This window comes from Stenotrophomonas sp. CS3K5 (assembly GCF_059515225.1).
On sequence record NZ_JCAKRX010000011.1, the window covers coordinates 130205 to 146893 of the forward strand.

The following is a 16689-nucleotide window of genomic DNA, read 5'->3' on the forward strand; positions in this document are numbered from 1 at the left end:
GTGTGGAATGCGAGGTGTCGCGCTAGCGTTGCCTGGCTGGCAGTACCCGCCACTGGAAGTCGTAGCTCCATTGGTCGAAGTACAGGTTGCCGCCTGCCCACTCGGCCTCGCCGCGCTGCGAGTCGACCGTTTCCGAGCGGTAGTGCTGTTTGGCCGGCACGAAGGGCTGGCCGAAATCATCGTTGAAGGCGATGCGGTAGCCATCGAGGCCACCCAGGTAGAAATCGCGCAGGGCCGGCACATCGCTGGCCAGCGCGCCGGTGGTTACATCCATCGGCAGCCAACCGTACGGCGCCAGATAGACCTGCCCCCAGTCATGCAGGTTGTTGTAACCACTGCCATCGTCGGAGAACACCATGCCCGACTGCCAGCGCGCGGGAATGCCGTTCAGGCGCAGCAGCGCGATCAGCAGCAGGGTCTGCTGCCCGCAGTCGGCATGGCCAGCGCGCAAGGCGTAATCGCTGATGTTGCTGATCGTGGAGTATTCGCGTGCACCGGCCCAGGGAATGCGGTCGACCGCCGCGAAGAGCTTGCGCACCACTTCATGGGGGCGCGTCTCGCCCTGCAGCACCTGGTCGGAGAACAGCTTCAGCGCCGGGGTGAAGCGCACATGTGGCAGCTGCTCGGCCAGATAGGGCTTCAAGGCTGGATCGGCCGGGGTCGGTTGCACTTTGGCCGGATCGATCGCGGTATGCCGGGCGAAGATCGTCGCTGCGTAGCGGATCTCGAAGCGGGTCGGCTTGCCGGCTACGGCCTTGGCTTCCAGGTAGGCGGTGCGCTGCAAGGTACTGGCCGGAGCCACGCGTGCCTTGCCCGGCGTGCTGCCCAGCCACTGCACCTGCTCCTGCTGGCCGGGAATCTCGCGCGGGTACGGAATCCAGGCGCGTAGGGTCTCGCCGGCCGGCACGGCATCGGCCTTCACCGTGAGCGATTGGGTGAACTCAATGCGCTGCGGCAGCACCGACACCCGGCCACTGTGTTCGGCCGCAGCAAGCACGCGCGCGTGGTGCGCATTGAGCACTTCGTTGGGCCCCGGAGGCGGCATCGGTGCATCTGCGCGGCGCCGCGCGCGTGCTTCGTCGCTGAGCAGGAACAGGTTCGACGGAGCGCGCTTGAAGTACCCGCGCGTGCCATCGATATCGAGGTGTTCGATCAGGCCGAGCTGGTCCCAGCGCGCGAATTCTTCGTCGCTCAGATCGGGAATCCAGCGCCGCACAGCGGCCTTGGCGGCGGTTTCGTCGAGGCTGAAATCCAGGCGGATGCGGCGCATGCGTTCGCGCTGGAAGGCGCCTTCGGCAGCATCGCCCGCCGTTGCCAGCAGGGCTTGGGCATCGTTGAAGCGACCGCTGTCGATCAGGTCGATCACCTGCGTCTGCCGCGCCCGCTGCTGGCTGCTGCGCCCATCGGCCGCCTGCGTGGCCGACGCCCACAGCAGCAGCGCGGCACACAGGCCGGCAGCAGCAGGCAGACGCGGTTTGCGAACGGCAGGATCCACAGCGACACTTCCCCAGCGCGGGTGGTAATGGCTGTGTAACACGGGCCGGGATGCCGGTCAATAATTTATTCTTGCTTTCTGTGCCGAAAGGAATAAATATTCCAAAAGGCATTCGAGGAGGGTGTGCTGCGCATGATCCTGGCTTCCCGCGAACCACTGCGGCAGTGGCGATGGCCGCGCCGGTTGACCCTGGCCGTGTGCCTGCTGGCCGCACCGGCCTTTGCACCGGCCGCACCGGCACCCGATCCCGGCGCGCCGCTGCCGTATGTGATCGGCCTGCATGAGGCCTACCTGACGCCGCAGTACTGGGCGGCCCGGCTGGACAACGCCGATGCGCCGATCATGGACCGCGCGCAGATCGATGCGCAGAACGCGCGGATGCGCGCGCAGGACAGCCACATCCAGGACATCGCCGCGCTGCCCGCACAGCTTGATGCCGCGCAGGTACGCGCCAGCATCAGCGCGTTGTCGCGCTGGCCCGGGCGGGCACTGTTCAACGAGCGGGGCCAGGCCATCGCGCCTGCGCTGCGCAGTGGCATCGAAGCCAACCTCGGCCTCGATGCGATTCCCGCACACGTCGCACCCGCCTACGGCCTGGTGGTGAAGCGCGCGGCGTTGCGCACCTTCCCCACCCGCGAGCGCGTCTTCAGCACCGTCGGTGATACCGACATCGACCGCTTCCAGGAGTCGGCTCTGTTCCCCGGCGACAAGGTGGCGGTGGTCCATCGCAGCGCCGATGGCCGCTGGCTGTTCGTGCACAGCGAGCGCTACAGCGCGTGGATCGAAGCCGATGCCATCGCTGGCGGCGACAAGGCCACGGTGCTCGGCTACGGCACGAAGGGCCCGTACCGCGTTGTCACCGGCGCCACCGCGCAGACCGCCTACACCCCGGAGGAACCGCGCGTCTCGCGGCTGCAGCTGGACATGGGCGTGCGACTGCCGGTGCTGGCCGACTGGCCCGCCGCCGAAGCGGTGAACGGCCAGCAGGCGCATGCCTCGTGGGTGGTGCAGCTGCCGGTACGCGAGGCCGACGGGCGCCTGAAGCTGGTGCCGGCCCTGCTGCCGCGCTCGCAGGACACCGCAGCCGATTACCCGCCGCTGACCCCGCGCCTGCTGCTGCAGCAGGCCTTCAAGTTCCTCGGCGAGCGTTACGGTTGGGGCCACGACTACGACACCCGCGACTGCAGCGGTTTCGTTTCCGAGATCTACCGCAGCTTCGGCGTGCTGCTGCCGCGCAATACCAGCGCCCAGGCCGTCAGCCCGGCACTGGACCGCCTGCCGTTCACCGACAAGGACACAAAGGCCGCGCGCGACCGTGCTGTGACCGACCTTCAGGTGGGCGATCTGGTCTACATACCCGGCCACGTGATGATGGCCATCGGCCACGTCGACGGCCGTACCTGGGTCATCCACGATACGGCAGGCGGCAGCTGGTCCGGTGCCGACGGCAAACGCGTGCAGGCTCACCTCAATGGTGTTTCGGTGACGCCGCTGGAGCCGATGATGGCCAGCGATACCGTCCGCTACATCGACCGCATCACCAACATCCAGCGCCTGCGCGCCAAGACTCCTGAATGAAGATCACTGCCATCGAACTGGGCATGCTGCGCGTGCCGCTGAAGACACCGTTCAAGACCGCCCTGCGCACGGTGGAAACCGTGGAAGACGTGGTGGTGCTGATCCGCACCGATAGTGGCCACACCGGCTATGGCGAAGCCCCGGCCACGGCGGTGATCACCGGCGATACGCACGGCTCGATCATTGAAGCGATCCGCCATTTCATCGCCCCGCGCCTGATCGGCCAGGACGTGGTCAACCTCAACCGCCTGTGCGGCCTGGTGCAGGGCGCGATGGAGCGCAACACCAGCGCCAAGGCCGCGGTGGAGATCGCGCTGTACGATCTGTGGGCGCAGCTGCATGGTGCGCCGTTGTACCAGATGCTCGGCGGCGGCGACCCGGTCATCACCACCGACATCACCATCAGCGTGGACTACATCGACAAGATGGTGGCCGATTCGCTGTCGGCGATCGACCGTGGCTTCGAGTCGCTGAAGATCAAGGTCGGCAAGGACATCGGCCTGGACATCGAACGGGTCAAGGCGATCCATGCCGCCGTCGAAGGCCGCGCCTTGCTGCGCCTGGACGCCAACCAGGGCTGGACCGCCAAGCAGGCGGTGCATGCGATGCGCACACTGGAAGAAGCCGGTGTGGTGCTGGAGCTGCTGGAGCAGCCAGTGAAGGCCGCCGACATCAGCGGCCTGAAGTACGTCACCGACCGGGTCAATACACCGGTGATGGCTGACGAAAGCGTGTTCAGCCCGAGCCAGGTGATGGACCTGATCCAGCAGCGCGCAGCCGACATCATCAACATCAAGCTGATGAAGACCGGCGGCCTGTCCAACGCGATCCGCATCGCCGACATCGCCGGCATCTACGGTGTGCCGTGCATGATCGGCTGCATGATCGAATCGAGCATCAGCGTCGCCGCCGCCGTGCACCTGGCGGTGGCCAAGAGCGATGTGATCACCAAGGTCGACCTGGACGGTCCGTCGCTGGGCCAGTTCGATCCGGTCAGCGGCGGCGTGCACTTCAACGAATCGGAGATCAGCATCAGCGATGTGCCGGGGCTGGGCATCACCGAAGTGCGCGGGCTGGAGATGCTGGGTTGATCTCTGCCTTGCGGCTGACCTGGCATGCAACTGACATTGGGTCGGGCGTTACTTTTCTTTTCGCGAAAAGAAAAGTAACCAAAAGAAACGCTCCGCCGGCCGCGAGCCGACGTGCTGCGCACGCCGGTGCCCTGCGGTGCTCGGCTCGCTACAAGGCGGACTCAACAGCAGCTCCGGGTAGATCCACGCCATGCGTGGATGCTCCTGCTTCTGCCCTACCCCGTATCCTCTTCGCGGCTGGCACGCGCGCGATCTGTCCGGGGTCGGGCGGGTGGGATCTGCAGGGGTGTCCGCGCCATGGATGGCGCGGCCAAGCCTCCATGGATGGATTCACGGCGTCCCCTGCACATCCCACCCGCCCGACCCATTCCATGACACGCTCTACGCTGCCAACCGCAACGCGCCTATCCATGTCCGGACGCCCCGCATGCCGCCCCTGCTGAAGATCCGTTCCGAGCGCGGGCAGATGTCGGCCATCGAACGCCGCATTGCCGATTTCATCCTCGACAACGCCCACCTGCTGCGCGACTACTCTTCGCAGCAGCTGGCCAGCGCGCTGGGCATCAGCCAGTCCAGCGTGGTGAAGTTCAGCCAGAAGCTCGGTTTCAAGGGCTACCCGGACCTGAAGTATTCCATCGGCCAGGATGTTGCCCGCGCCGGTACCGATCCACAGCAGGCACCCCGCGAACCCGACAGCGGCGATGACTACCTTCGCCTGGGCGAGGCCCTGCGCCGCAGCAAGGCACAGGCTGAGGAAGAGACCCGACAGGCCAATCCGCGCGAAGAGATCGAACGCATCGTGCAGCTGCTCGACGACGCGCCCAAGCTGTTCGTGTACGGCCTGGGTGACGATGGCCTGTATGCCCGCGAGTTCGCCATGCGGCTGTCGCTGCTCGGCCTGCTGGTGGTGCCGCATACCGACCCGATCCTGATGCTGGCCAACCTGTCGGCCGCACGCCCCGGCGATGTGCTGCTGGTGTTCTCCGAATTCGGCAACCTGCCCCAGCTTTCGCAGCTGTCGCGCCAGTTCCAGGACATGGGCGGCAAGGTGATTTCCATCACCCGCCACACCGCCAACCCGCTGCGCGCGCATGCGGATGCAGCACTGGTGGTGTGCGCGCACGATCGCACGCCGCAGGTGGCGCAGCTGCTGTACCGTAGCGCCATGCACGCCCTGCTCGATTTCCTGTTCGTGCTGCTCTGCCACACCAATCCGGACCGCCAGCAGCAGCTGGCGGTGAACCTGGAGCGGATCGACCACCTGCTGGATTCCTGACCGGAGCACCTGTTGATGAAATCGCTGGTCCGCCTCGCTACCGCTGCGCTGCTGCTTGCTGCGGCGGTGTCCGTCCATGCTGCGCCGCTGGATGGGGCGCGCCAGCTGATCGTGGTCACCAGCGAAGGCTGGGACAGCCCCCAGGGGCAGCTGCAGGCCTATGTGCGCGACGGCAAGGGCTGGCACGCGCATGGCCAGGCGTTCCCGGTGGCGCTCGGCCGCACCGGCAGCGCCTGGGGGCTGGGCCTGCATCCGGCGCAGGCCGACGGCCCGCAGAAGCAGGAAGGCGATGGCCGCAGCCCTGCGGGCGTGTTCGCGCTCGGCAGCGCGTTCGGCTATGCCGTCACACGCCCAGGCACGGCCATGGCCTACCAGCCGATGCTTGAAAGCAGCTACTGCATGGACGTACCCGGCTCGCCGTTCTATAACCGCATCGTCGACGCGAAGAAGGTGGGCAAGGCGGCCGTGGAAGGCTCCACCGAACCGATGCGGCTGGACCTGCACACCAAGGGCGACGTGCGTTACCAGGAAGGCTTCGTGATCGCCCACAATCCCGACAACCAGCCCGGCAAGGGCAGCTGCATCTTCGCCCACCTGTGGCGCCAGCCCGGCGAAGCCACTGCCGGCTGCACCGCCATGCCGCAGGCGCGCATGCAGGCCCTGCTGGACTGGTTGCGGCCGCAGGATACGCCGCGCTTCGTGCTGCTGCCACGCGCCGAGTACAAGCGGCTGCAGGCGCAGTGGCAGCTGCCCGCACTGAGCGGAGACGCCCGTTGAGCGCGCCGGACGAACCGCAGCTGCAGCGCGCGGTCAGCCGCTGGCAGATCGTCGGCCTGTCGATCAACGATGTGATCGGCAGCGGCATCTACCTGCTGCCGGCCGCCACCGTCGCCCTGCTCGGCCCCTTCAGCCTGTGGGGCGTGGTTGCCGCAGGCATCGTCGTGGCCCTGCTGGTGCTGTGCTACGCGCAGGCCGCCAGCTACTTCGATGAGCCCGGCGGCAGCTACCTGTACGCCCGCGAGGCGTTCGGGCGCTTCGCCGGGTTCGAGATCGGCTGGATGATCTGGCTGACCCGCATCAGCTCGGCCGCGGCGCTCAGCAACGCGCTGGCCGATGCAGTTGCGCGTTTCTGGCCGTGGGCCGGTGCTGGCCTGGGCCGCATCGCGGTGATCGTGGTGTCGCTGGGCTTCCTTACCGGCATCAACATCATCGGCGTGCGTTCGGCCGCGCGTACCGGCGTGGTGCTGGTGATCGGCAAGATGCTGCCGCTGCTGCTGTTCGTGGCCATCGGCGCGTTCTACATCGACCCGCAGCTGGCCTTCTCCGGCCAGCGCCCGGACCCGCATGACCTGCAGCGCATGGGCGAGGCCGCGCTGCTGTTGCTGTACGCCTACGCCGGTTTCGAGAACATCCCCGCGGCCGCCGGCGAATACCGCAACCCGCGTCGCGATATTCCGTTCGCGCTGATCACCATGATCATCACCGTCACCGTCATCTACGGCGCGGTACAGGTGGTGGCACAGGGTACGCTGGCCGGCCTGGCCAGCTCGGCCACGCCGCTGGCCGATGCCGCCGCCGGCTTCGGTGGCGAAGCATTGGCGCTGATCCTGACGGTCGGTGCCACCATCTCCATCCTCGGCACCAACAGCAACACGATGATGATGGGCCCCCGCTTCCTGTTCGCGCTGGCACGCGATGGCTACGGTCCGAAGATCCTGGCGCAGGTACATCCGCGCTTCCACACCCCGGCCGCATCGATCCTGTGCCAGGGCCTGATTGCACTCGGGCTGGCGCTGTCCGGCTCGTTCGTGCAGCTGGCACTGCTGTCGATGACCACGCGCCTGTTTGCCTACATCGGTACCGCCGCTGCGGTGCTGGTGCTGGCCAAGCGCTACGCCGACCGCCCGGGCGCATTGAAGCTGCCCGGTGGGCCGCTGATTCCGGTGCTGGCACTGCTGCTGTGCGTGGCGCTGTTCGCCAGTGCCAGCTGGCAGAACATCGCCGCTGCGCTGGTGGCATTTGCCATCGGCGCGGTGATCTACAAGCTGCCGCGCAAGGATGCCGACGCCGGGTAACCGGTAGCGCCGGGCCGTGCCCGGCGGATTGATCTGGTGATCACACTGCCGGACCGGGCCGTTAACCGCCACCCAGGCACGATCAGGCTTCGTACACAACGGAGCCTTCCATGACCGAGTACCAGATCCCCGGCCGCGTACCGGATGACAGCACGTCGCGTGATGCGGTCAGCAATTACTGGCGCGAGCGCTACAGCGCCGAGCCGTACTACGACGACCAGCTGTTCTTCGAGGACTACGAACCGGCCTACCGCATCGGCCACGCGGCCCGCGCGCAGGACATGATCCGCGCCTACGAACAGGTGGAGGCCGAGCTGGAATCGCGCTGGGCCGGCGAACGTGGCCGCAGCCGGCTGGAATGGGCACAGGCACGCAATGCGGTGCGCCGTGGCTGGGAAGACGCGCAGCTGGCGGACCCACGGTTGAAGCGATAACGCCATGCTCGTGTAGAGCCGAGCCCATGCTCGGCTGGGAGTCGAGCATGACTCGGCGCTACAGATGCGGCAGGAGAGCCGAGCATGGGCTCGGCTCTACGGAGTCACTCCTGTTCCGGCAGCGGCGGCACGACCGCGCTGCGCTTGCTCTCACCACCACCTGCGGCGATGAGGTCGCGGGTGTTCTTCTGCACGGCCACCGCACCGAACAGCGACAGCGCATACGCCATGCCGTAGAAGCCCTTCTCGCTCGATGCCAGGGTGGCATTCCACAGGCCAACCAGCAGCAGCATCAGCGCCGACAGCAACGCGAACCAGCACAGTGCGTAGTACAGCGCGCTCACCGGAATACCCTCGACGCGGTCGCGCACGCTCTTCTGCAGCGATACCGCTGCGAACAGGCCGAACAGCAGCAGGGTCAGGTAGTAGCCCTTTTCGTTGAGCGCCATGGTGGCGGCGTTGAACAGGCCGATCAGGTAGGCCGCCGCTCCCAGCAGCAGGGCAACCCAGGAGGCGGCGATGAAGGCGGTGGACGGCTTGTGGGGCATGGCAGTGTTCATTGCGGATCCTTGCAGGCAGGCGGGCATGCTTTGCCCGGGCGTGCCCACCCTAGTCGATCCGGCCGTCGTCGCACAGGGGGCGCAGGACCTTCGGGCCACGACGGTCACACGCCGGGTGGTGTACAAGGGACAGCCCGGCCATCCGCATCCCCGCCCTGGAGATACCCATGACCCGCACCTCCCTGCTGCTCGCCCTCGGCCTGGTGCCGATCCTCGCCACCTCCGCCTGCAACGCCGCCGACCCGGCCGCCAACGGCGCCCAGGCCGCCGCACCGGCAGCCTCCGCCGCCACCGACCAGCGCCCGTTCACCGCCACCGAAGTCAGCCGTTTCGACCAGCCGTGGGCGATGACCTTCCTGCCTGACGGCAGCCTGCTGGTCACCGAGAAGCGCGGCAAGCTGCAGCACCTGGACCTGGCCAGCGGCCAGAAGCACGAGATCACCGGCGTTCCCAAGGTGGCCTACGGTGGCCAGGGGGGCTTTGGCGACATCATCCTGCACCCCGACTTCGCCCGGAATCATGTTGTTTACCTCAGCTATGCCGAGGAAGGCACGCTGGACACCCGCGGTGCCGCCGTGGCCCGTGCGACGTTGACGCTGGACGCAAGCGGCGCTGGCCAGCTCAGGGACCTGAAGGTGATCTGGCGGCAGAGCCCCAAGGTCAGTGGCGAAGGCCACTACGGCCACCGCCTCGCCTTCGGCCCGGACGGCAAGCTGTGGATCAGCTCCAGCGAGCGGCAGAAGTTCGATCCGGCGCAGGACATGGGCGGCAACCTCGGCAAGATCGTGCGCCTCAACGACGATGGCAGCCTGCCGGCCGACAACCCGTTCGCCTCGCAGGGCGGCGTGGCCGCGCAGGTCTGGTCGCTGGGCCACCGCAACATCCTCGGCATGGCCTTCGATGCCAACGGCAAGCTGTGGGCGCATGAGATGGGCCCGGCCGGCGGCGACGAACTGAACCTGATCGTGCGCGGTGCCAACTACGGCTACCCGGTGGTTTCCAATGGCGACCACTACGACGGCCGCCCGATTCCCGACCACAGCACCCGTCCGGAATTTGCTGCACCGAAGGTGACCTGGACACCGGTGATCTCGCCGGCCGGCTTCGTGATCTACAGCGGCACGCTGTTCCCGCAGTGGAAGGGCAGCGGCTTCATCGGCGGCCTGTCGTCGACCTCGCTGGCGCGCGTGACCTTCGACGGCGACAGCGCGCGCGAAGCCGAACGCTTCAACATGGGCGAGCGCATCCGCGAAGTGGAACAGGGCCCGGATGGCGCGTTGTGGCTGCTGGAAGACGGCAGCAAGGCACGCCTGCTGAAGCTGACGCCGAAAGCCTGATCGGAACTTTTTCCCGGAACGGCCCCGCATGCGGGGCCGTTTCCGTTTACTGGATGGTGATGACCTTCACCTCGGTCTTCGTGCAGGCCGGGTCCAGGCACTGCCCGTTCAACCACACCTGTCCATTGCCAATCATCACGCCCTGCTGGTTGACGAAGACCTTGCCGAAGTCCTGTTCGGACACTGCCTTGACCACCGCCGGGGTGATGATCTTCTCGTAGTTGCGCTGGAACTCACCCGGACCGGTGATCTTCTTCCCATCGGCGATGTTCAGCGGGAAGTGCACTTCCTCGACGACGGCGGCGCGATCACCGCCAACCACGGCCGTCTTGAACGCATTGAACACCTTTTCGTACTGCGCGGCGTCGCCGAGCAGCGTCTCGATGCGCGCACGTGCGTCTTCGGCAGGCGCCTCGGCTGCGGGCGCGGCCGGTGCCGAAGCAGCGGGCTCAGCGGCAGGTGCCGCAGGCGTTGCCGGGGCACTGGCCTCCATCGGCGGCGGTGCATCCGCCGCAGGCGCGGCCGGGGGGGCCGCCGGCTGCGAACAGGCCGCCAGCAACAAGGCGGGAATCAGGTAGGCCATCCGGCGCATGCGCGCGCTCCATCGAATGAGGGAGCCCGATGGTAGCGCCGCCACAGTGACGGCAACAAAAAGGGGACGGAGGGGATTAAGTCGTTTGTGGCACAAACGACTTAATCCCCTCCGTCCCCTTTTTCTACGATCAGCCCTTCAGCAGCTCGAACTGCACCGCTTCACCGGCCGCCGACGAGGCGCATACCCACACGTCGAACACGCCCGGTTCGGCACGCAGCACGCCGTCACGGCCGGTGAAGGCCAGCTGCTCGCGGGTCAGGGTGAACACCACCTCGGTGGATTCGCCCGGCTGCAGGGCCACCTTGCGGAAGTCCTTCAACTCGCGCACCGGACGCACGCGGCTGGCCACGCGGTCGTGGATGTACAGCTGCACCACTTCCTCGCCGGCCACATCGCCGCAGTTGGTCAGCGTGGTGGTGAGGGTCAGGGTGTCATCCCAGCCGAGCTGGGCCGAACTCAGCTGCGGCACGCCGTAGGCAAACGTGGTGTAGCCGATGCCATGACCGAACGGGTACAGCGGCTCGTTCGGGATCTCGCGCCAGCGTGCCTTGAACTCCGACATGGTCGGCAGTTCCGGGCGACCGGTGCGCGGGTGGTTGTAGAAGTACGGCTGCTGGCCGGACACCTGCGGGAAGCTGACCGGCAGGCGGCCGGACGGGCTGTAATCGCCGAACAGCACATCGGCCACGGCATGACCGGTCTGCGTGCCCAGGTACCAGGTGACCGCCACGGCGTGTGCGTTGCGCACCGCGCCCTGCAGCGCCAGCGCGCGACCATTGCGCAGCAGCACCACCAGCGGCTTGCCGGTCATCGCCACCGCCTCGGCCAGCGCCTGCTGCGCCGGCGGCAGGGTGATCTCCACGCGCGACTGCGCCTCACCGCTGTAGCGCTGCGGCTCGCCCAGCGCCAGCACCACCACGTCGGCGCGCAGCGCGGCAGCCACGGCCGCTTCGGTGCCGCCCACAATGGCGGTTTCCAGTTCGCAGCCCGGCACGATCTCCAGCAGCGCTTGGTCGCCGATGGCAGCGCGCACGCCGGTTTCCAGGTCCACATAGCGCTGCTTGTCGCCGAACAGCGTCCAGCAGCCTTCGATGTTCTCGCGGTCCTGCACGAACGGGCCGATCAGCGCGATCTTCTGCCCGCTCTTCTGCAGCGGCAGCACGTTGTCGCGGTTGTTCAGCAGCACGATCGAACGGCGTGCAGCATCGCGCGACAGTGCGTCATGCGCGGCGAGGTGCGAGGTATCGGCTTCGCGCGCCGGGTCCAGCGAACGGTACGGGTCGTCGAACAGGCCGATGGTTTCCTTCAGCCACAGGATGCGGCGCACGCCTTCATCCAGCACCGCCATCGGCACTTCGCCGCTCTCGACCAGGCCCGGCAGGTGCTCGGCATAGAAGCCGCTCTGCATGCTCAGGTCCAGGCCGGCGGTGAACGCCTTGGCGGTGGCATCGCGATCGTCAGCGGCATAGCCGTGCGCAACCAGTTCCATGTCGGCGGTGTAATCGGAGATCACCACGCCCGGGAACTTCCACTCACCGCGCAGGATGTCGGTCAGCAGTTCGGCATTGGCGCTGGCCGGCACGCCGTTGATGTCGTTGAACGAGGACATCACGGTGATCGCGCCGGCGTCGAAGGCGGCCTTGAACGGCGGCAGGTGCACGTCGCGCAGGGTCTGCGGCGAGATGTCCACCATGTTGTATTCCATGCCGGCCATCACCGCGCCATAGGCAGCGAAATGCTTGGGCGTGGCCAGCAGCGAATCGGCGGCGCGCAGGTCGCTGCCCTGGAAGCCACGCACGCGGGCGGCGGCGAACGCACAGCCCAGCACCACGTCCTCACCGGCACCTTCGGCGCCACGGCCCCAGCGCTGGTCACGGGCGATGTCCACGGCCGGCGCATAGGTCCAGTGCAGGCCGGCGGCGGTGGCTTCGACGGCGGTGGCGCGCGCGGTGCGCTCGGCCAGGTCCGGTTCGAAGCTGGCGGCCTCGCCCAGCGGAATCGGGAACACGGTGCGCATGCCGTGGATGACGTCGGCGGCCAGGATCACCGGAATGCCCAGCCGGCTTTCCTCGGTGGCGACCTGCTGGATGCGGCGGCCCAGCTCGGCGCCGACACCGTTGAACAGCGAGCCGACCTTGCCCTCGCGCACCTGCTGCAGCACCTGGTCGGCATTGCGCACGTTGGCTTCCGGGTTCACGTCCGGGGCGAACGGGCGGACCATGTCCGCGAAGACACCCAGCTGGCCGACCTTTTCCTCGACGGTCATCTGGGCAATGAGGGATTCGATGCGATCGGAGGCCACCAGCAGTCCTTGATGAAAACGTTTACAAGCCCGGCATTCTAGCGATCCGGAGCCATTTGGCGAGAGGTTTCGTCGTTCAGTTTCAACCTCCAGCCGGATCCGTACGGTCCGGCCGGAGGCCTCGCAGCTTACTCCGAGCCGGCCAACTGGCGCTGCCCGGCCATCAACATGGCGTCGCTGGAGGCCTGGAACACCCGCAGCCCGAAGGCCGGCAGGATCGCCAGCAGGTGGTCGAAGATGTCCGACTGCACCGCCTCGTACTCGCCCCAGGCGGTGCTGCGGGTGAAGCAGTACAGCTCCAGCGGCAGGCCCTCGGTGGTCGGCTGCAGCTGCCGTACCAGCAGGGTCATGTCGGTGTGGATACCCGGATGGCTGCGCAGGTAGCGCTCCACGTAGGCGCGGAAGGTGCCCAGGTTGGTCACCCGGCGGCTGTTGACCTCGGCCACGCCCTGCTCGCGCAGGCGCCCGTTCCACTGTCCCAGCTCCTGTTCCTTCTCACGCAGGTAGTCGCCCAGCAGCGCGAACTGGCCGAGGAAGGCCAGGTCGCCCTCGTCCAGGAAGCCCACGCTGTGCTGGTCCAGGTACAGCGCGCGCTTGATGCGGCGGCCCCCGGCCTCCTGCATGCCGCGCCAGTTCTTGAACGACTCGGTCACCAGCTTCTTGGTCGGGATGGTGGTGATGGTCTTGTCGAAGTTCTGCACGGTGACGGTGTGCAGCGCGATGTCGATGACATCGCCATCGGCGTTCTGGCTGGGCATCTCGATCCAGTCGCCGATGCGCACGCGGCCATCGCCGCTGATCTGCACGCTGGCCACCAGCGACAGGATGGTGTCCTGGAAGATCAGCATCAGCACCGCGGTGGCGGCGCCCAGGCCGGTGACCAGATAGCGCAGGTCGACGCCGGCCAGGGTGGCAACGATCGACAGGCCGGCGATCACGAAGATGACGATCTTGGCGACCTGCAGGTAGCCCTTGATCGGCTTGTTGCGCGCTTCGGGGCGACGCTCGTACAGGTCGTTGGCCGCATCCAGCGCATGCGAGATCGCCAGCACCACGGTCAGGATCGCCCAGGCCTGGCAGGCGCCGATGATGAAGCTGACCAGACCCGGTGGCAGGTCCGGCACGATGCGGATACCCGAGGCGATCACCTGGCTGGGTACCACATTGGACAGGCGCGAGATCACCCGCATCAGATGGCTGCCGCGGCCGGTGTCGGCGCCCGGCAGGCGGCTGAGCAGGCGCCGCAGCCCACGCAGCAGGATGCGCTTGGTCACCCAGTTGGCCAGGCCGGCGGCGATCAACAGCGCCGTGATCATCAACGCCAGGTAGGCGCCAGGATAGGGTTCCAGTGTGTTCTGCAGCTTTTCCAGCCACTGTACCGCCACCACCGCGTCCACCATCGGTTGTCTCCTTGTTTTACTGCTGATGAGGTTGCCGGCCGGCGGCCGGCACTACCGGATTGCCGGCCGGCGGCCGGGTTCACCGGGTCAGTCGCGCGTGCGCTCGATGATCACACCCACCGCGCGCGCGCCACGCACTGCACCGGGCTTGCTCAGCTTCAGGCGCAGCCACTTCACCTCGAACTCGTCCAGCACGATCTGCGCGCAACGCTCGGCCAGGGTTTCCACCAGGCCGAACTCCGATTCACGCACGAACTGCTCCAGGCGCTTGCTCACTGCCTTGTAGTTCAGGGTGTGGGCGATGTCGTCGGTCGCCGCGGGGCGACGGTTGTCGAAGCCCATTTCCAGGTCGAACACCAGGTCCTGGCGGATCCGTCGTTCCCAATCGTAGATACCGATCAGGGCGTCGATCGTCAGCCCCTCGATGAAAACCTTGTCCATTGCGGTTACCAGCGACAATACAGGCGGCCATGGTAACGGCACGGCGGTGACCCTGCCCGGAACGGGCGGTGGGCGTCCCGCATGGGGCGGGCCCGGAAAAGACAAAGGGCCCTGCTAGCGGGGCCCTTTGGTACTACCGTTTGTCCCCGGGGGGAGCTTTCTCAAGCCGCGAGTCCCGGTGGCGCAGGTGCCCAGACTAGTCAGTGACCAACCGGCGGGTCAAGGCCAATCACGACAACGCAGATCCGTGTTCCCGCCCCGGCTGATACGCGGGAAACAGCCCACGTACACAAGGATGTTTCCTGATGGTGGCCGGCTCGGCCCCTCGGCAACATCCCGCTTCCCTCCCTCACCACACATCACCATGGCTGCATACGATGCATTGAGGCGCGCGTTGTCGGCGGAGCGACTGTCGACCTACGAGAGAATCGCATCAACCTGCAGCGCTGACGTCACTGCCCAATGCCTGTACGTGTGGAACATGCGGATGTGCGGTGCACTGATGATGCCGGTGCATCTGTGCGAAGTGGTCATTCGCAACGCAGCGGCGCAGGCTGCCCGCCGCTTCATCCACCTCGGCGAGAATCGCGCTGGAGCAGGTCGCCAGCCGCGCAACAGAGGCCTCCGAAGTCGTCGCCAACCTGCCGATGGTCTTCTGGCAGCAGCTCTTCACCTGCCGCTTCGACGCCACATTGTGGATACCTGCACTCGGCGGGGTTCTACGTCATGCGCCTTCGGCCCATCCCAGTGTCATCAGGAAAGCCATCCACGCAGACATTGGACGCATCCGCCACCTGCGCAACCGCATCGCCCACCACGAACCCATCCTGGAGCGCGACATCGGCGCTGACCTGGCCGCGATCGGGCGGCTGATCCATGCGCGCTGCCCGCATACGCTGGGGTGGCTGCAGCGGCACGAGCGGGCGACGACGGTGTTGGCCGCATCGCCGTTGGCCGCCCGCCCGTAGAGTCGAGCTTGCTCGGCTGCCTCACCGCCTTTGTAGTTGTTGCCTGGAACAGTCGAGCAAGCTCGACGCTACAGACAGCGGTTCACACCGCCGGCAGGGTCGCCATGTCCCAGCGCGGGGTCACATCCACCTTCGGCGGGCTGTGCTGGCCGGCCTGCAGGCGCAGCGCGCCGGCGAAGGCGATCATCGCGCCGTTGTCGGTGCACAGCGCCGGCCGCGGGAAGCAGGCACGGCCGCCTAGACGCTCGGCCATCTGCTGCAGGCGCGCGCGCAGGCGCTTGTTGGCGCCGACACCGCCGGCCACCACGATCACATTGGTCCCGGCCGCTTCCAGCGCGCGCTCGCACTTGATCGACAGGGTCTCGACCACCGCATCTTCAAAGCCACGCGCGATGTCGGCGCGGGTCTGTTCGCTCTGGTCGCTGTCGCGCCAGGCCATCAGGACCTGGGTCTTCAGGCCGGAGAAGCTGAAATCCAACCCCGGGCGGTCGGTCATCGGCCGCGCGAAGCGGTACGCGCCCGGCGTGCCCTGCTCGGCCAGCCTGGCCAGCTGCGGGCCGCCCGGGTACGGCAGGCCCATCAGCTTGGCGGTCTTGTCGAAGGCCTCGCCGGCCGCGTCGTCCAGGGTTTCGCCCAGCAGGCGGTACTGCCCGATGGCATCGACCGCCACCAGCTGGGTATGGCCGCCGGAGACCAGCAGTGCCACGAACGGCGCCTGCGGCGGGTCATCTTCCATCAGCGGGGCCAGCAGATGGCCTTCCATATGGTGGACCCCCACCGCCGGCACCTCCAGCGCCCAGGCCAGCGAACGGGCCACGCCGGCACCCACCAGCAGAGCGCCGACCAGGCCGGGGCCGGCCGTGTAGGCCACACCGTCGATGTCGCCCACACCCAGGCCCGCTTCGGCCAGGGTCTGGCGCACCAGCGGCAGCAGCTTGCGGACGTGGTCGCGGCTGGCCAGTTCGGGCACCACACCGCCGTACTCGGCGTGCAGCGCGATCTGGCTGTAGACCGCATGGGCGCGCAGGGCCGCGCTGCCGGACAGGTCGGTGTCATACACCGCCACGCCGGTCTCATCACAGGAAGATTCGATGCCAAGGACTCGCATGCCTGCTATTATGACGCCCCTGCCGCCCC

General features: G+C 67.3%; 14 protein-coding genes and 1 pseudogene. 8 read left to right on the forward strand and 7 right to left on the reverse strand.

Annotated features, from left to right (window positions below; all coding sequences use genetic code 11):
• Positions 1 to 22: 22 nt before the first annotated feature.
• Positions 23 to 1495, reverse strand: a complete 1473-nt coding sequence (locus AC5YGJ_RS16145; protein WP_496187126.1) for a transglutaminase-like domain-containing protein — start codon at positions 1493 to 1495, stop codon at positions 23 to 25.
• A 132-nt stretch (positions 1496 to 1627) separates the two neighbouring features.
• On the opposite strand from AC5YGJ_RS16145, the gene AC5YGJ_RS16150 reads away from it, so the two are divergent.
• From AC5YGJ_RS16150 to AC5YGJ_RS16175, 6 genes are all read left to right on the forward strand, one after another.
• A complete protein-coding gene (locus AC5YGJ_RS16150) occupies positions 1628 to 3073 on the forward strand; it encodes a C40 family peptidase (protein ID WP_496187127.1) in 1446 nt (481 codons plus the stop codon).
• Entirely contained in the window at positions 3070 to 4164 is a 1095-nt protein-coding gene (locus AC5YGJ_RS16155) for a dipeptide epimerase (protein ID WP_107232127.1), read from the forward strand. The genes AC5YGJ_RS16150 and AC5YGJ_RS16155 overlap by 4 nt, the downstream gene beginning before the upstream one ends.
• A 427-nt stretch (positions 4165 to 4591) precedes the next feature.
• Complete coding sequence (locus AC5YGJ_RS16160) at positions 4592 to 5440, forward strand: MurR/RpiR family transcriptional regulator (protein WP_496187128.1); 849 nt, start codon at positions 4592 to 4594, stop codon at positions 5438 to 5440.
• 15 nt (positions 5441 to 5455) lie between these two features.
• The gene (locus AC5YGJ_RS16165; protein WP_249842127.1) at positions 5456 to 6217 is read left to right on the forward strand and encodes a L,D-transpeptidase family protein; all 762 of its coding nucleotides are present in this window, start codon (positions 5456 to 5458) and stop codon (positions 6215 to 6217) included.
• Positions 6214 to 7515: an APC family permease gene (locus AC5YGJ_RS16170; RefSeq protein ID WP_249842128.1), complete on the forward strand. Its 1302-nt coding sequence runs from the start codon at positions 6214 to 6216 to the stop codon at positions 7513 to 7515. Before AC5YGJ_RS16165 ends, AC5YGJ_RS16170 begins: the two co-directional genes overlap by 4 nt.
• 110 nt (positions 7516 to 7625) lie before the next feature.
• Complete coding sequence (locus tag AC5YGJ_RS16175) at positions 7626 to 7949, forward strand: hypothetical protein (protein ID WP_249842129.1); 324 nt, start codon at positions 7626 to 7628, stop codon at positions 7947 to 7949.
• Between the two features lie 104 nt (positions 7950 to 8053).
• On the opposite strand, the gene yiaA is transcribed toward AC5YGJ_RS16175, so the two are convergent.
• Positions 8054 to 8509: an inner membrane protein YiaA gene (yiaA, locus tag AC5YGJ_RS16180; protein WP_049426932.1), complete on the reverse strand. Its 456-nt coding sequence runs from the start codon at positions 8507 to 8509 to the stop codon at positions 8054 to 8056.
• 167 nt (positions 8510 to 8676) lie between these two features.
• Here yiaA and AC5YGJ_RS16185 point away from each other — a divergent pair, with 167 nt between their 5' ends.
• Positions 8677 to 9846, forward strand: coding sequence for a PQQ-dependent sugar dehydrogenase (locus AC5YGJ_RS16185; RefSeq protein WP_496187129.1), 1170 nt, complete (start codon positions 8677 to 8679; stop codon positions 9844 to 9846).
• A 46-nt stretch (positions 9847 to 9892) separates the two neighbouring features.
• Here the strand turns inward: AC5YGJ_RS16185 and AC5YGJ_RS16190 are convergent, their stop codons facing one another.
• From AC5YGJ_RS16190 to folB, 4 genes are all read right to left on the reverse strand, one after another.
• Positions 9893 to 10438 carry a hypothetical protein gene (locus tag AC5YGJ_RS16190; protein WP_496187130.1) on the reverse strand — a complete coding sequence of 182 codons (546 nt, stop codon included), beginning with the start codon at positions 10436 to 10438 and terminating at the stop codon, positions 9893 to 9895.
• Between the two features lie 130 nt (positions 10439 to 10568).
• Entirely contained in the window at positions 10569 to 12743 is a 2175-nt protein-coding gene (locus tag AC5YGJ_RS16195; protein ID WP_496187131.1) for a glycoside hydrolase family 3 N-terminal domain-containing protein, read from the reverse strand.
• Positions 12744 to 12871: 128 nt separating this feature from the next.
• Positions 12872 to 14143 carry a mechanosensitive ion channel family protein gene (locus AC5YGJ_RS16200; protein ID WP_107232117.1) on the reverse strand — a complete coding sequence of 424 codons (1272 nt, stop codon included), beginning with the start codon at positions 14141 to 14143 and terminating at the stop codon, positions 12872 to 12874.
• An 87-nt stretch (positions 14144 to 14230) separates the two neighbouring features.
• Positions 14231 to 14584, reverse strand: coding sequence for a dihydroneopterin aldolase (folB, locus tag AC5YGJ_RS16205; RefSeq protein WP_049465349.1), 354 nt, complete (start codon positions 14582 to 14584; stop codon positions 14231 to 14233).
• A 364-nt stretch (positions 14585 to 14948) separates the two neighbouring features.
• Between folB and AC5YGJ_RS16210 the strand changes: the two are divergent.
• Positions 14949 to 15552 (forward strand): annotated as a pseudogene (locus tag AC5YGJ_RS16210) (hypothetical protein).
• Positions 15553 to 15634: 82 nt separating this feature from the next.
• Here AC5YGJ_RS16210 and tsaD read toward each other — a convergent pair.
• Positions 15635 to 16660, reverse strand: a complete 1026-nt coding sequence (gene tsaD, locus AC5YGJ_RS16215) for a tRNA (adenosine(37)-N6)-threonylcarbamoyltransferase complex transferase subunit TsaD (RefSeq protein WP_057497438.1) — start codon at positions 16658 to 16660, stop codon at positions 15635 to 15637.
• Positions 16661 to 16689: the final 29 nt, after the last annotated feature.

Bases quoted from the DNA above. Each gene is read 5' to 3' on its own strand.
- AC5YGJ_RS16190 (WP_496187130.1), bottom strand. From the start codon at position 10,438: ATGCGCCGGATGGCCTACCTGATTCCCGCCTTGTTGCTGGCGGCCTGT.
- AC5YGJ_RS16150 (WP_496187127.1), top strand. From the start codon at position 1,628: ATGATCCTGGCTTCCCGCGAACCACTGCGGCAGTGGCGATGGCCGCGC.
- AC5YGJ_RS16185 (WP_496187129.1), top strand. From the start codon at position 8,677: ATGACCCGCACCTCCCTGCTGCTCGCCCTCGGCCTGGTGCCGATCCTC.
- yiaA (WP_049426932.1), bottom strand. From the start codon at position 8,509: ATGAACACTGCCATGCCCCACAAGCCGTCCACCGCCTTCATCGCCGCC.
- AC5YGJ_RS16200 (WP_107232117.1), bottom strand. From the start codon at position 14,143: ATGGTGGACGCGGTGGTGGCGGTACAGTGGCTGGAAAAGCTGCAGAAC.
- folB (WP_049465349.1), bottom strand. From the start codon at position 14,584: ATGGACAAGGTTTTCATCGAGGGGCTGACGATCGACGCCCTGATCGGT.
- AC5YGJ_RS16175 (WP_249842129.1), top strand. From the start codon at position 7,626: ATGACCGAGTACCAGATCCCCGGCCGCGTACCGGATGACAGCACGTCG.
- AC5YGJ_RS16160 (WP_496187128.1), top strand. From the start codon at position 4,592: ATGCCGCCCCTGCTGAAGATCCGTTCCGAGCGCGGGCAGATGTCGGCC.
- AC5YGJ_RS16155 (WP_107232127.1), top strand. From the start codon at position 3,070: ATGAAGATCACTGCCATCGAACTGGGCATGCTGCGCGTGCCGCTGAAG.
- AC5YGJ_RS16165 (WP_249842127.1), top strand. From the start codon at position 5,456: ATGAAATCGCTGGTCCGCCTCGCTACCGCTGCGCTGCTGCTTGCTGCG.
- tsaD (WP_057497438.1), bottom strand. From the start codon at position 16,660: ATGCGAGTCCTTGGCATCGAATCTTCCTGTGATGAGACCGGCGTGGCG.